11 protein-coding genes and 3 tRNA genes are annotated in these 13,166 nt (G+C 64.2%); 12 read left to right on the top strand and 2 right to left on the bottom strand.

The features are described 5' to 3' along the window. Positions 1-53: 53 nt before the first annotated feature. Both dnaG and NNX37_RS14355 read left to right on the top strand, forming a co-directional pair. On the top strand, positions 54-2,087 hold the full coding sequence (dnaG, locus tag NNX37_RS14350) for a DNA primase (protein ID WP_255793394.1): 2,034 nt from the start codon (positions 54-56) through the stop codon (positions 2,085-2,087). Between the two features lie 73 nt (positions 2,088-2,160). Next, positions 2,161-2,233 (top strand) — tRNA-Asn (locus NNX37_RS14355). Between the two features lie 45 nt (positions 2,234-2,278). On the opposite strand, the gene NNX37_RS14360 is transcribed toward NNX37_RS14355, so the two are convergent. Continuing rightward, positions 2,279-2,734 carry an NUDIX domain-containing protein gene (locus tag NNX37_RS14360; RefSeq protein ID WP_255793395.1) on the bottom strand — a complete coding sequence of 152 codons (456 nt, stop codon included), beginning with the start codon at positions 2,732-2,734 and terminating at the stop codon, positions 2,279-2,281. A 112-nt stretch (positions 2,735-2,846) separates the two neighbouring features. On the opposite strand from NNX37_RS14360, the gene NNX37_RS14365 reads away from it, so the two are divergent. The 8 genes from NNX37_RS14365 to NNX37_RS14400 all read left to right on the top strand — a co-directional run bounded on the left by NNX37_RS14365 (position 2,847) and on the right by NNX37_RS14400 (position 10,100). Next, positions 2,847-2,919: transfer RNA gene (locus tag NNX37_RS14365), tRNA-Asn, on the top strand. 443 nt (positions 2,920-3,362) lie between these two features. After that, on the top strand, positions 3,363-4,799 hold the full coding sequence (locus NNX37_RS14370) for a sugar porter family MFS transporter (protein WP_255793396.1): 1,437 nt from the start codon (positions 3,363-3,365) through the stop codon (positions 4,797-4,799). Positions 4,800-4,900: 101 nt separating this feature from the next. Next, on the top strand, positions 4,901-5,689 hold the full coding sequence (locus NNX37_RS14375) for a phage holin family protein (RefSeq protein WP_255793397.1): 789 nt from the start codon (positions 4,901-4,903) through the stop codon (positions 5,687-5,689). Between the two features lie 36 nt (positions 5,690-5,725). Beyond that, entirely contained in the window at positions 5,726-6,367 is a 642-nt protein-coding gene (locus tag NNX37_RS14380; RefSeq protein ID WP_255793398.1) for a CDP-alcohol phosphatidyltransferase family protein, read from the top strand. Positions 6,368-6,415: 48 nt separating this feature from the next. Then, positions 6,416-7,348 (top strand): DMT family transporter, encoded by a 933-nt coding sequence (locus tag NNX37_RS14385; protein ID WP_255793556.1) that lies wholly within the window; start codon positions 6,416-6,418, stop codon positions 7,346-7,348. Then, positions 7,345-8,544, top strand: a complete 1,200-nt coding sequence (locus NNX37_RS14390) for a glycosyltransferase (RefSeq protein WP_255793399.1) — start codon at positions 7,345-7,347, stop codon at positions 8,542-8,544. The genes NNX37_RS14385 and NNX37_RS14390 overlap by 4 nt, the downstream gene beginning before the upstream one ends. 71 nt (positions 8,545-8,615) lie before the next feature. Continuing rightward, a tRNA-Ile gene (locus NNX37_RS14395) sits at positions 8,616-8,689 on the top strand. A gap of 226 nt (positions 8,690-8,915) precedes the next feature. Continuing rightward, the gene (locus NNX37_RS14400; RefSeq protein WP_255793400.1) at positions 8,916-10,100 is read left to right on the top strand and encodes an acyl-CoA dehydrogenase family protein; all 1,185 of its coding nucleotides are present in this window, start codon (positions 8,916-8,918) and stop codon (positions 10,098-10,100) included. A gap of 46 nt (positions 10,101-10,146) precedes the next feature. Here the strand turns inward: NNX37_RS14400 and NNX37_RS14405 are convergent, their stop codons facing one another. Further along, positions 10,147-10,908 carry a M23 family metallopeptidase gene (locus NNX37_RS14405; RefSeq protein WP_308206331.1) on the bottom strand — a complete coding sequence of 254 codons (762 nt, stop codon included), beginning with the start codon at positions 10,906-10,908 and terminating at the stop codon, positions 10,147-10,149. Between the two features lie 284 nt (positions 10,909-11,192). Here NNX37_RS14405 and rpsB point away from each other — a divergent pair, with 284 nt between their 5' ends. Both rpsB and tsf read left to right on the top strand, forming a co-directional pair. Further along, positions 11,193-12,086 carry a 30S ribosomal protein S2 gene (gene rpsB / locus NNX37_RS14410; protein ID WP_255793402.1) on the top strand — a complete coding sequence of 298 codons (894 nt, stop codon included), beginning with the start codon at positions 11,193-11,195 and terminating at the stop codon, positions 12,084-12,086. Between the two features lie 128 nt (positions 12,087-12,214). Further along, positions 12,215-13,054, top strand: a complete 840-nt coding sequence (gene tsf / locus NNX37_RS14415; RefSeq protein ID WP_255793403.1) for a translation elongation factor Ts — start codon at positions 12,215-12,217, stop codon at positions 13,052-13,054. Positions 13,055-13,166: the final 112 nt, after the last annotated feature.

Below are 13,166 nucleotides of genomic sequence, written 5' to 3' on the forward strand. Positions count from 1 at the left end.
TCCACCGTCTGGTCCCCGGCGCCGGTTTGGCGGGGAAGAATAGACTGGATGCTATGGCCGGACTGATCAAGCGTGAAGACATCGATGAAGTGCGGCTGCGTACCGACATCAAAGCAGTGATCGACGGATACGTAACCCTGAAATCTGCAGGCATCGGTTCCTTCAAGGGTCTGTGCCCGTTCCACGACGAACGCTCGCCGTCCTTCCACGTCCGTCCGCAGGTGGGCACGTACCACTGCTTCGGCTGCGGCGAGAGCGGCGACGTGATCTCCTTTGTGCAGAAGATGGACCACGGCACCTTCTCCGAAACGGTGGAGAAACTCGCGGCCCGGCTCGGCTACGAACTGCACTACGAAGACGGCGGCACGGGCCCGCGCCGCGAAGACGTCGGCAAGCGGCAGCGCCTGCTGGATGCGCACAAGGTGGCCGCGGAATTCTTCCGCAGCCAGCTCGGCACGCAGGGTGCCGCCGCAGCCCGGAACTTCCTGCAGGAGCGTGGCTTCGACCCGGCTGCGGCGGAGCATTTCGGTGTCGGCTACGCACCGCAGGGCTGGGACTCCTTGCTCAAGCACCTCACGTCCAAGGGCTTCACCCGCGAGGAACTGGCCGAGACCGGGATGTTCTCCACCGGCTCGGACGCCTCTCGGTTCTACGACCGCTTCCGCGGCCGCTTGATCTGGCCCATCCGCGACCTCACCGGTGCCGTGATCGGCTTCGGCGCACGCAAGCTTTACGAGGACGACCAGGGCCCCAAGTACCTGAACACCCCCGAAACCCCGCTCTACAAGAAGTCCCAGGTCCTGTACGGCATCGACCTCGCCAAGCGGGACATCGCCAAGACCCGGCAGCTCGTCGTCGTCGAGGGTTATACCGATGTGATGGCCTGCCATCTGGCGGGCATCACCACCGCCGTGGCCACCTGCGGAACGGCGTTCGGTACCGACCACATCAAGATCGCCCGCCGCCTGCTGTCCGACGACGGCACCGGGGGAGAGGTTATCTTCACCTTTGACGGCGACGCCGCTGGGCAGAAGGCGGCCCTGCGCGCCTTCGAGGAGGACCAGCGGTTCACCGCGCAGACCTACGTGGCCGTGGATCCCAACGGCATGGACCCCTGCGATATCCGCCAGACGCACGGCGACTCCGCCGTGGCTGAGTTGATCTCTTCCCGCCGCCCGCTGTTCGAGTTCGCGATCCGCTCCACGCTGCGCAAGTTCGATCTGAATACCGTGGAGGGCCGCGTCTCGGCACTGCGTGCTGCGGCACCGGTGGTGGCGGACATCCGTGACCCGGCCATGCGCCCGGCGTACGCCAGGGAGCTGGCCGGTTGGCTGGGGACCGACGTCGACGACGTCAGCCGAGCGGTCAACGCCGCAACCAAACGGGGGAAGGCAGCCCCCGGCGCAGACACTGCCGGGCAGACCGTACCAGCCGGACGCAGCCCGGAAGGGCAGCAGGGCCGGCAGCAATACGGTCAGCGCGGGAGTCAGCAGCGCGGGAGCCAGCAGCAGTACGGACGGCGCGATGAGCAGCCGCGGCAGTGGCAGGGCCAGAACCAGACGTACGGCCGGGAGCGGAGCCAGCCGCAGGAACCGGAGCCTTCATCCGCGTTCAGCCGTCCCAACCTGAGTGATCCTGCTGCCCGGATGGAACGCCAGGCGCTGGAAGTCGCACTTCAGCAGCCGGGAATGCTCGACGCGGGGCAGTGGGAACGCTTCAAAGCGGTCCGGTTCACAGTCCCGGCCTATGTTGCCGTCCATGATGCGATCCGTGCCGCGGGCGATGCCGGAACCGCCCCGGCGGCCTGGGTGGAACGGGTCCGCGAGGAACTGCCGGAGCCGCTGCGCGGTTTCGTCAGCGAGCTGGCTGTGACGCCGCTGCCTGCCCGTGACGCCGATGCGCTGGCCATGTACTGCCGGGACATCCTCAACCGGCTCTTTGAGCTGCAGGTGACGCACCTGAAGGCAGAGAAGCTGGGCCAGCTGCAGCGGCTGGACCCCAACGCCGACCAGGAGTTGTTCCACCAGCTCAACCGCGAACTCATGGAGCTGGAAATGCAGCGCCGGGCCCTGCGGGGAGACCAGTAAGGGTCCGGGTTCCTCCGGCGGGGCGCCGATTTCGTTTCGGCGCGGAATCTCTGTAAAGTAAAACCTGCCGCTTTCCCCCGTAGCTCAATTGGCAGAGCATTCGACTGTTAATCGAAGGGTTACTGGTTCGAGTCCAGTCGGGGGAGCAAACAAGATCCCTGACCTGCAGCTATGCAGGTCAGGGATCTTTTTTATGTGCTCGGGAGTACGGGTGGACTCTCCGCCAGATCCCCTAGCCTGGCGCCCAGTCCGCCGGCAAGGACATGTGCCTGGGGGAGCGGCATCCACCAGCAGGTCCACGAGACCGGTGAGCCGCCGCCCTCCGGATCCGGTTCTCCCGCCACCCAGCGGGCGGAGACGCTGCTGGCCGGAACCTCCAGCTGGAAGAAGTGCCGGGTTGCTGTCTCGGGCCGCAGAGGCCGCAGGTCGTAAACGGATTCGCCGAGGTACCTCCGCACCTTTCCGGCCATCCCGGTCTCTTCATACAGTTCGCGGACCGCCGCATCGGCCGGCTCTTCGCCCGGCCGGACCGTTCCCGCCGGGACCTGCACACCCGTGATTTCCATCGATACTGCGTTATGGGTGAAGACAAGCAAGTGATCCTGCTGCACCGCGTAGCAGACGACTTTCCGGACCGGTTTAATCATGGGCAACTGTCTCACAGGCCGGCAACGCGGCGTCGGAACTACCAACGGCGGAGTCCCGGGCGGACTGGTTCGGAAGGACCGGCAATTTACTGTATAGTTGAGGACGCCGCTTTCCCCCGTAGCTCAATTGGCAGAGCATTCGACTGTTAATCGAAGGGTTACTGGTTCGAGTCCAGTCGGGGGAGCAACGCAAAAGGGTCTGTGACCGGGTTTACCCGTGTTGCAGGCCCTTTTTCGTGGGAAATTCACCGATCCTCCCGCGGTCTGTCCGGATCCCTGCACTCTGTCCGGTTTCCTGCGGTGCGTGGAGCAGGGATCTGTACAAAACGTAGGGATCTGAACCCGCAGCGACTTTCCGGTGCCCTGAACCTGTGAGGTAAGCGACATCGGGCAGGTTCTCCTCACCTAGTTCCGATTCCCCGACAGGACGGCCGGCCCCGGCGCCCGGGCCGGAATTCCGGTGCAGCGGCCTTTCAACACCACGGCGGGTTGTCCCGTGTTTCTGCTGTTGGAGCCGCGCTTCGGCTACCGTGCATGAACAAGCATGCTTAGTGTTATGCGTAGGCTTAAGTGTTTTGACACCAGTCACGTGTACGCAGCTAGTTGAGTAGAAAACGAGGAACGGTCGATGGGCGCGACTCAGCCAGGACCTAACAACGGCAAATCCGAACGGGTGGCCCACCCCGGCAGGGTGATTGGTGTCACCGTTGCCGCAGCAGTGGGCGGATTGCTTTTCGGGTTCGATACCGCAGTAATCAACGGCGCGGTCGATGCCATCGGCGAGGAATTCACCCTCAGCCCGGGCATCCTCGGCTTCACCGTGGCCATCACGCTGCTGGGCTGTGCCGCCGGCGCCTGGTTCGCCGGCCAGCTGGCCGACAAGCTTGGACGCAAGCTGGTCATGGTCGGTGCCGCCGTACTCTTTGCAGCCAACTCCGTGGGATCCGCACTGGCATTCAGCGAATGGGACCTGATGCTCTGGCGGCTGGTCGGAGGTTTGGCCATCGGCACCGCATCCGTCATCGCCCCCGGCTACATTGCCGAGGTTGCCCCAGCAAAATGGCGCGGCGCGCTGGGCTCCGTCCAGCAGCTGGCCATCACCATCGGTATTTTTGCCGCACTGCTTTCCGACGCCTTCCTGGCCAATACGGCCGGCAGCGCGCTGGGCGAACTTTGGTGGGGCCTGCCGGCCTGGCGCTGGATGCTGCTGGTCGGGGTCCTGCCCGCCATCGTCTACGGTGTCCTGGCACTCACCATTCCGGAATCCCCGCAGTACCTCGTCCGGAAGAACCGCGACGCGGAAGCCGCCAAGGTCCTCACCACCATCTCCGGCGTGACGGACACGGACCGCAAGATCGCCGACATCCGCGACAGCTTCAAGAGCCCGCAGCCGACCTTCCGGGACCTGCGCGGGCCCAAGTTCGGACTGCAGCCCATTCTCTGGGTCGGCATGGCAATCGCCGCGTTCCAGCAGCTGGTCGGCATCAACGCGATCTTCTACTACTCCACCACCCTGTGGAAGTCCGTAGGCTTCAGTGAGAGCGACTCCTTCACGACGTCGGTGATCACTTCGATCGTGAACGTGCTGATGACACTGGTCGCCATTGTGTTCGTGGACCGCATCGGCCGACGCAAGCTGCTGATGATCGGTTCGGCCGGTATGTTCGTAGGCCTGCTGGCAGCCACCGTTTCGTTCTTCCAGGCCGTGGACGTAGACGGTGAAGTCTCCCTGCCCGGCATCTGGGGCCCGGTTGCCCTGGTGGGCGCGAACCTCTTCGTGGTCTTCTTTGCGGCAACCTGGGGACCGGTCATGTGGGTTACCCTGGGCGAGGTCTTCCCGAACAACATCCGTTCCCTGGCCCTGGGCCTGGGCGCCATGGTCAACTGGATCTTCAATTTCATCGTTACCCTTGCCTTCCCGTGGGTCAGCGATAACTTCGGAGTCTGGATCATGTACGCCATCTTTACCGCGTTCGCGGTGCTGTCCTTCTGGTTCGTGAAGACCAAACTTCCCGAGCTGTCCGGCCGCGAACTCGAGGACCGCGAGGGCCTCGAAACGTCCTGACGTGCCATTGGTGCGGATGGGCAGACTGATAACGCTGAGGAGAATGGTAATTTGGGGTTATGGCAACGGTGAATACTGAACAGGGGACGGAGGCTGGGCGCATGAACCGCTCCGCTAGCACTCGGACACAGCGAACGGCGGGGAGCTCGTCGCTGGTGGGGCTGGCGAAAGTCATGGCCCGCCTGACGCCGCGCCAGCTGAATGACGAGTTCGCCCTCGCCACAGCCGAAATGAAGCAGAAGGGCATCAAAGCCGGCATTGCCGCGGCCTTCATGGTGGTGGCGCTGCTGATGGTTGCGGCTTTGGCCATCTCGCTTCTTGTTGCCGGCATCATGGCGCTGTCACTGATCATGGCGCCCTGGCTGGCTGCGCTGCTGGTCGCCGCCCTGTTCCTGGTGATCGCGGGTATTGCCGGATTCATCGGCTACAGCCGCTTCAAGAAGGCGCTGCCGCTGCTTCCCGAGGAGGCCATCCGCGGCGTGCGTTACGACCTCGGCGTGCTGAAGGAAGGCCGCAGCTTCGACCCGGCTACCCTGGATAAGCCCAAGGAGCCGAAGGAAAAGAAGGACAAGAAGGCTGAGAAGGCGGACAAGCCTGAAGGCCCGAAGCCGCCCACCCCCGAGGAGCTGCGCACCCGTGCACGCCAGCGCCGCGAGCATATTGCCGCAGTCCGGGACGGACTGGGCGAGAAAGTGGACGTCAAAGCCCGCATCCAGGAGCTGAAGTCCCGCCGTGCTGCCGCAGCCCGCACCAACGAAGAAAGCGCTGCCGGTCCTTCGGCGGCCGACGACGTGCTGGCACTGATCAAGGAACGCTGGCAGCCGCTTTCGGTCATGGTCGCCTCGCTGCTGGCGCTGCTCATCATGTCCCGCCGGCTCGCGCGAAAGTAAGCTGTACTCGTACATCTTTGACGAGGGGAACGGACCGTGATCAGATTCGTCGGTGCCGGAGCGCGTCCCGATACGGAACTCACCGTATTGGAACGGTTCTGGACCCTACCGAATCTGGTCACGGTCCTTCGTTTTCTGGGCATCCCCCTGTTTGTGCTGTTCGTCAGCGAGGACCGCTACGGGAGTGCGTTCCTCACGCTGGTAGCGGTGGGCAGCACCGACTGGATCGACGGCTATCTGGCCCGCCGGCTGAACCAGGTCTCAACCACCGGACAGTGGCTGGACCCGGTAGCGGACCGGCTCGCGCTGATCATCGTGGCCGCCACCTTCGTGGTGGATGGCATCGCACCTGTGTGGCTGATCCTCAGCATCGCCGTTCCGGACGCCGTCCTGATCGTCAACTCCCTGCTGCTCTTCCACGGCAATCCGGACCTGCCGGTCAGTCTCGTCGGAAAAATCCGGACAGCACTTCTGCTTCTGGGTGCACCCCTGCTGCTGCTGGGCCGGGTGGACGGGTATGACTACCAGTGGCTCTCCTCCGCCGGTTCCGCCGTGCTGGCACTGGGCTGCATCGGCCATGTGGCGGCAGCCGCCGGGTACCTGGCAGCCGCGTGGCGCAAATACCTGCACCAGCGGGATTCCGTTTCCGCCGGAACCGGAACCGGCTATGCACCCTAGGCCGGCTTCCGGCCGCCCGCGCCGCGGATTCCAGCCCGGGCCGTGCCGATGGTAGGCGTCGCCGTCGCCTGCGCCCTCGCAAGTGCCTTCTTCCTGGCTTTCGGCGCTCAGCGCCAAGGCAGCGCGGTGAAGGCCGACACGGGCGGCCTGGCCCTGAATACCTCCCAGATCAGCCGGCTGCTGCGCAACCCCCGGTGGCTTCTTGGCCTCCTGCTGCTGGGCACCGGCATGGCCCTGAACGTGGCGGCACTGTCGATGGCGCCCCTGACCGTGGTGCAGCCGATCGGTTCCATTGCGCTGGTGATTACCACCGTGGTGAATTCACGGGATCAGGGCCTGCACATGAACCGCATTACCGTCGCGGCCATTACCGCGTGCGTGGCGGGCAGCATGCTGTTCGTGTCCCTGGCCATCATGGTCACCCGCACCGAGCAGGTAGTGGAGCCGCGGCAGGAAGTGACGATTGTCCTCATCCTCGCCGTCGTCGTGGTCTTCTTCGGTGGCCTGAACCTGGTCTTCGGCAAGCGGCTCCGTGCAATCGCGCACATTCTGGGTGCCGGCATCCTGTTCGGGTTCGTGGCCGTCCTGACGAAGGTTATTGCCGGTGACCTGCTCAACCCCAACGGCCGGTTCCTGCTGAACGTGCCCTGGTACACCATCGTGGCGATTGCAGCCGCCGGCGCACTGGGGTCCTGGTTTGTGCAGAACGCCTATTCCAGCGGGCCGCCGGACCTGGTGATCGCAGGACTGACCGTCATTGACCCCATGGTGGGGATAGCCATCGGCATCGGCGTCCTGCACGAACTGCGGCCGGATGTTCCGGCCGTCGCCGCGGTGGCCATGTCCGTGGCGGCCTTGATTGCTATTGTTGGGGTCGTTGCCCTCTCGCGGTATCACCCTGACGTTATCCAGCGTCGGAATGAAGAGCGGAGGCGGCAAAAGCCGGCCTCAAAAAACCCGAAAGCAGGACCACCAACGTGACCGACGCCCCGGTAGACCAACCGCTGACTGTCCTCATTGCCTGTGACACCTATCCTCCCCACCTGAACGGTGCCGCGCAGTTCGGCTACCGGCTGGCCCGGGGGATGCACGGGCGCGGGCACAACGTCCATGTCCTGGCACCGAATGACGTCAACGGCGGGAGCCGCAGCGATCTCGGGGGTGAGTGGCCGGTGCACCGGCTCCGTTCCCACGGGGTTCCCACACACGAGTACTGGCGGATCTGCCTGCCCTGGGAGATTAAAAAAGAAATCGCACTGCTCTTCGACCGGGTGCAGCCCGACGTCGTGCACATCCAGTGCCACTACATGGTGGGGGAGTACACCCTCTACGAGGCCCGCAGGCGCGGGATCCGCGTCATTGCGACCAACCACTTCATGCCGGCCAACCTGGATCCGTTCCTGCCCTTCCCCAAGTGGCTGAAACGGATCGTCGCGACCAACTCCTGGAAGGACATGGGCAAGGTGATGGGCCAGGCGCAGGTGGTCACCACCCCCACACCGCTGGCCGCCGAGGCCATGTACCGCCATGCCTTCCTGCATGACGTGATGGCGTTGTCCAACGGCATTGACGCATCGGTGTATGAACTGCATCCGGGGGAGAAGATTCCCCCGCACGAGGCGCCCACGGTCCTGTTCGTCGGCCGGCTGGCCGAGGAAAAACACGTGGACGTCCTCATCGACGCCGTAGCCAAAACCCCGGCCCATCTCGGTGTGCGGGCGGAGATTGTCGGCGGCGGCGAGGTCCGCACCGCACTCGAAGCCCAGGTGCAGCGGCTGGGACTGCAGGACCGGGTGGTGTTCCGCGGGCTGATCTCAGACGCCGAACTGCGCGAGGCCTATCTGAAGGCCGATCTGTTCTGCATGCCCGGCACCGCCGAGCTGCAGTCCCTGGTGACGCTGGAGGCAATGTCGGCGTCCAAGCCGGTCCTGCTCGCCGATGCCATGGCCCTGCCGCACCTCGTGGAGAAGGGGCGCAACGGCTACCTCTTTACGCCCGGCGACAGCGACGAGTTGTCCGGCCGCATCACGGAGATCCTTGAACTCTCCCCGGAAGACCGGCAGAAGATGGGCAGGACGAGCCGCGACATGGTGGACCGGCACAGCCTGGAAGCCACGCTGTCCACCTTTGAAGATCTCTATCGGGGCGATCCCGGGAGACCGGTGCCTGCGGCCTGATTGGTTGTCCGGTCCCCGGACACACTAGGATGGCATCGTTGCCTTTGGGCACCGATGCCTTTCCGGCACCGGGGGCTGTAGCTCAGCTGGTCAGAGCAGCGGACTCATAATCCGTGGGTCGTGGGTTCAAGCCCCACCAGCCCTACAAGATTCCGGGCCTTCCAAGAGATTGGGAGGCCCGGATTTTTCTTTGGTCAGGTGCCCGGCGATGCGCTTCCGGCCGGCGCCAGCATTGGCCTCAGCATTCCTTGCCGCCCGAATAATTCCCGCGGCACGTTGTGATCGTTGTTACTGGTGGGTAACATAGGCTCAGCCGGTTCCCGGACGGGCACCAGTGGATCACCGATGATCAGCAGCGAAGGACATTTTCCATGGGAATTATCGACGTCGACAACCTTCCGTACCCGGACGGCGACTTCTACGCATTCGAGGACCTGCTCAGCGACAAGGAGCGCGACCGCCTGCACGAGATCCGTGCCTGGCTCACCGCCGAGGTCAAGCCGCATGCAGCCGACTGGTGGAACGCCGGGGAATTCCCGCACCACATGATCCCCAAGATCGCCGAACTGGATGTCATGAGCCCGGTGTACCGCCAGGGTTACTCCAACCTCTTCGCGGGCCTTTGCCACGCCGAGGTGACGCGTGCCGACACGTCCTTCGCCACCTTCCTCGGTGTCCACGACGGGCTCTTCACGGGCTCCATTGAGGCCTTGGCCTCCGAGGAGCAGAAGGCCGCCTGGCTCCCGGACATCTACGCCATGAAGAAGATCGGCGCCTTCGGCCTGACCGAACCGCTGGGCGGATCCGACGTCGCCGGCGGTACCCGCACCACCGCCCGCCGTGAAGGAGATAACTGGATCCTCAACGGCGAAAAGCGCTGGATCGGCAACGCGACCTTCTCCGACTGGGTGGTCATTTACGCCCGCGACCTCGAAGATAACCAGGTCAAGGGTTTCATGGTGGATACCAAGACGCCGGGCTACACGGCCACAAAGATTGAAAACAAGATTGCGCTGCGCACGGTTCAGAACGCCGACATCGTCCTGGACAACGTGGTGATCAGCGACGACTTCCACCTCAAGGGCGCCAACAGCTTCCGCGACACCAACAAGGTCCTGAAGGTTACCCGCCTCGCGGTTGCCTGGCAGGCTGTGGGCCAGCAGATGGCTGCCTTCGACGTCGCCCGGAAGTACGCCGTGGAGCGCAAGCAGTTCGGCAAGCCGCTGGCATCCTTCCAGCTGGTGCAGGAACAGCTGGTGAAAATCCTGGGCAACACCGTCAGCTCTCTGGGCATGATGGTGCGTCTGGCACAGCTCGAGGACCTGGGCCAGGCCAAGGATGAGCAGTCCGCCCTGGCAAAGGCGTTCACCACGGCGCGCATGCGCGAATCGGTGGCCCTGGGCCGCAGCATCCTGGGTGGAAACGGCATCGTCACCGACTACGGGATGGCCAAGATCTTTGCCGATGCGGAGGCCATCTACTCGTATGAAGGCACCTACGAGATCAATACCCTGGTCACCGGACGCGCCATCACCGGAGTTGCCGCGTTCGTCTAAACCTGTGACGTAACCGGGACCAGCAAAGAACCCCGGCCGGATCCTGTCAAAGGGTCCGGCCGGGATGGTTTAACGTCCGGCCGGGCGGGACAACACCGGTAGGGGCCGACGGCGGCGGACGCTGTGCGGGAGGGTAGGCTGCCGGAAGAAGCACTGAAGGCCGGCGGTCAGACACGTAACGAAGCGGATCCTTGTAGTCGCCGTCGAGGCGGACGCCCCAGTGTAGGCATCCCGGACTGCAGTGCGACCCGGATCCCACCGACCCCACCGCTGTTCCCTTTGACACTTCCGTGCCCGCCGGCACGGAAGTCTCCAGGGGCTCGAAACTGCTCTTCAATCCTCCTCCGTGGTCAATAGTGAGGACCCTCCGGTCTACCACCCAGCCGGCAAAGACAACGCGCCCTCCCGCCGGAGCTTTTATCTCCGCACCGGCGGGCGCCGCGAGGTCCACGCCCCGATGCCCCGCCAGCCACCGCTGCGCCGGCGGATCAAAGCTGCGGATGAGGGCAGGCACCGGGTCCAGCGGCCAGGTCCAGGGCGGAGAATAAACCGCAGCCGCTGCGGGTACGGGGTCTGTTGCCGCGGGCGCTGCAGGGGCGCCCGCGGCCAATACCGCCGCCGCAAGCACCGAAAACGCGCGTGTTCTTTTCATGCGGCAACAGTGCACCCGCGCCGGCGACGAACTCCGGTTCACCGGATCGGCTGTGGACCGGAGGGGAAGGCGGGCCGGGTGGGGAGGAGGAGCTCCGGCGGGGACGGCAGGACCCCGGCGCTGTAGTACACTTGACGGAGCAGCTTGCTGTGCCATGGGACCTGCCCGGACGCTCTGTCCGGACCCGGTCCCGGGTCTGGCCTTTCCGGTCACGACCAGCAGGTACGGAAGCTGACTACGCGTGTCCCAATTATCCCCGTCAAGGGGGTGCGTCTCCAGCGGTCCGGCACTGCCGGCAGGGGAAGCACGTCGAAGCTCCTTCAAGGGCAACGGCTGATGGACACCAGGAGCTTCGCCCGACCGGGCGTACAGCTAAAACCGTCAATTGGCAGTAGGACCAGTGCGCCGTGCGCACGGCTGCTGCCGGAAGGAGTGACGACATGCCCGTCGTTACAATGCGCCAGCTGCTCGACAGCGGCGTTCACTTTGGTCACCAGACCCGCCGTTGGAACCCGAAGATGAAGCGTTTCATCTTCACCGAGCGCAACGGCATCTACATCATTGACCTGCAGCAGTCGCTGTCCTACATCGACCGCGCGTTCGAGTTCGTCAAGGCCACTGTGGCCCACGGCGGAACCGTCCTGTTCGTCGGTACCAAGAAGCAGGCGCAGGAAGCCATTGCAGAGCAGGCCACCCGTGTTGGCCAGCCCTACGTCAACCAGCGCTGGCTCGGTGGCATGCTCACCAACTTCCAGACTGTCGCCAAGCGGATCCAGCGCATGAAGGAACTCGAAGAGATCAACTTCGACGACGTTGCTTCCTCCGGCCACACGAAGAAGGAGCTCCTGCTTCTCCGTCGCGAACTGACGAAGCTCGAAACCAACCTCGGCGGCATCCGCAACCTGACCAAGGCTCCGTCCCTGCTCTGGATTGTCGACACGCAGAAGGAACACCTCGCCATTGACGAGGCCAAGAAGCTGAACATCCCCGTTGTTGCCATCCTGGACAGCAACTGCGATCCGGACGACGTCGACTTCCCGATCCCGGGCAACGACGACGCCATCCGCTCCGTCAACCTGCTGACCCGCGTTATTGCCGACGCCGTGGCCGAGGGCCTGATCGTCCGCCACAACAAGTCCGGCAACAACACGGAAGCCCCGGCCGAGCCGCTGGCCGAGTGGGAGCGCGAACTCCTCGAAGGTGCTGCTGAGACCCCGGCCGCTGACGCCGCTGCTGAAGCTCCCGCTGCCGAAGCTGCTCCGGCCGCCGAAGCTCCCGCCGCTGACGTTGACGCCATCGTCGACGCGCCGGCAGCTGAAGTAACCGAGAAGTAAAGAACGTATTTCCTTAGTCCGGGGGATCGATTCCCCCGGACCCGGGCTGTGGTGCGGCTGGCCGGTTATCCGGCCAGCCGTACTGGCAGAACCGCACCAATACTTATTACGGGAGGACTGGAGTCCAAATGGCGAACTACACTGCTGCTGACATCAAGGCACTGCGCGAGCGTACCGGCGCAGGCATGATGGATGTAAAGAAGGCTCTGGACGAGGCCAACGGCGATGCCGACAAGGCCATGGAGCTCATCCGCATCAAGGGCCTCAAGGGCGCGACCAAGCGTGAAGGCCGTTCCACCGCTGAGGGCCTGGTTGCCGCCAAGGTTATCGACGGCACTGTCGGCGTTATGGTCGAGCTCAACTGCGAGACCGACTTCGTTGCCAAGTCCCCGAAGTTCATTGAACTGGCGGACAAGGTCCTGGCCGCTGCTGTTGAGTCCGCTGCTGCCGACGCCGAAACCCTCCTCGCCTACAACGTTGACGGCAAGCCGCTGTCCGAGGTTGTTGTCGAAGAAGGCGCAATCCTGGGCGAGAAGGTCGTTGTCCGCCGCGTGGCACGCATCGAAGGCAAGACCGTTGACGCGTACCTGCACAAGACCTCCAAGGATCTTCCGGCACAGGTCGGCGTGCTGTTCGCCGTTGACGGCGAAGGTGCAGAAGCTGCCACCGCCGCCCACGACGTCGCCGTGCACACCGCTGCATACGCTCCGACCTACCTGACCCGCGACGAAGTTCCGGCAGAGACGGTCGAGAATGAACGCCGCATCGCTGACGAGACGGCACGCGCAGAGGGCAAGCCCGAAGGCGCACTGCCCAAGATCGTAGAAGGCCGCCTGACCGGTTTCTTCAAGGAAATCGTCCTGCTGGACCAGCCGTTCGCCAAGGACGCCAAGAAGACCGTGGGCAAGGTTCTCGAAGAAGCCGGTGTTGCACCGGCAGGCTTCGCCCGCTTCCGTGTAGGCGCCTAATTATTTAGGCAGCAACGGTTTCGACGGAAACGTCATCATGACAGAGGGGGTGGTCACCATGGGTGGCCACCCCTTTTGCCTGTCCAGAACAGCTCACTAGTCTTTAAGAGCA

The organism is Arthrobacter zhaoxinii, assembly GCF_024385505.1.
GTDB lineage: Bacteria > Actinomycetota > Actinomycetes > Actinomycetales > Micrococcaceae > Arthrobacter_B > Arthrobacter_B zhaoxinii.

Excerpts from the sequence above, each read along its gene's own strand:
- dnaG (WP_255793394.1), top strand. The coding sequence starts at position 54 with ATGGCCGGACTGATCAAGCGTGAAGACATCGATGAAGTGCGGCTGCGT.
- NNX37_RS14360 (WP_255793395.1), bottom strand. The coding sequence starts at position 2,734 with ATGATTAAACCGGTCCGGAAAGTCGTCTGCTACGCGGTGCAGCAGGAT.
- NNX37_RS14370 (WP_255793396.1), top strand. The coding sequence starts at position 3,363 with ATGGGCGCGACTCAGCCAGGACCTAACAACGGCAAATCCGAACGGGTG.
- NNX37_RS14375 (WP_255793397.1), top strand. The coding sequence starts at position 4,901 with ATGAACCGCTCCGCTAGCACTCGGACACAGCGAACGGCGGGGAGCTCG.
- NNX37_RS14385 (WP_255793556.1), top strand. The coding sequence starts at position 6,416 with ATGGTAGGCGTCGCCGTCGCCTGCGCCCTCGCAAGTGCCTTCTTCCTG.
- NNX37_RS14400 (WP_255793400.1), top strand. The coding sequence starts at position 8,916 with ATGGGAATTATCGACGTCGACAACCTTCCGTACCCGGACGGCGACTTC.
- NNX37_RS14405 (WP_308206331.1), bottom strand. The coding sequence starts at position 10,908 with ATGGCACAGCAAGCTGCTCCGTCAAGTGTACTACAGCGCCGGGGTCCT.
- rpsB (WP_255793402.1), top strand. The coding sequence starts at position 11,193 with ATGCCCGTCGTTACAATGCGCCAGCTGCTCGACAGCGGCGTTCACTTT.
- tsf (WP_255793403.1), top strand. The coding sequence starts at position 12,215 with ATGGCGAACTACACTGCTGCTGACATCAAGGCACTGCGCGAGCGTACC.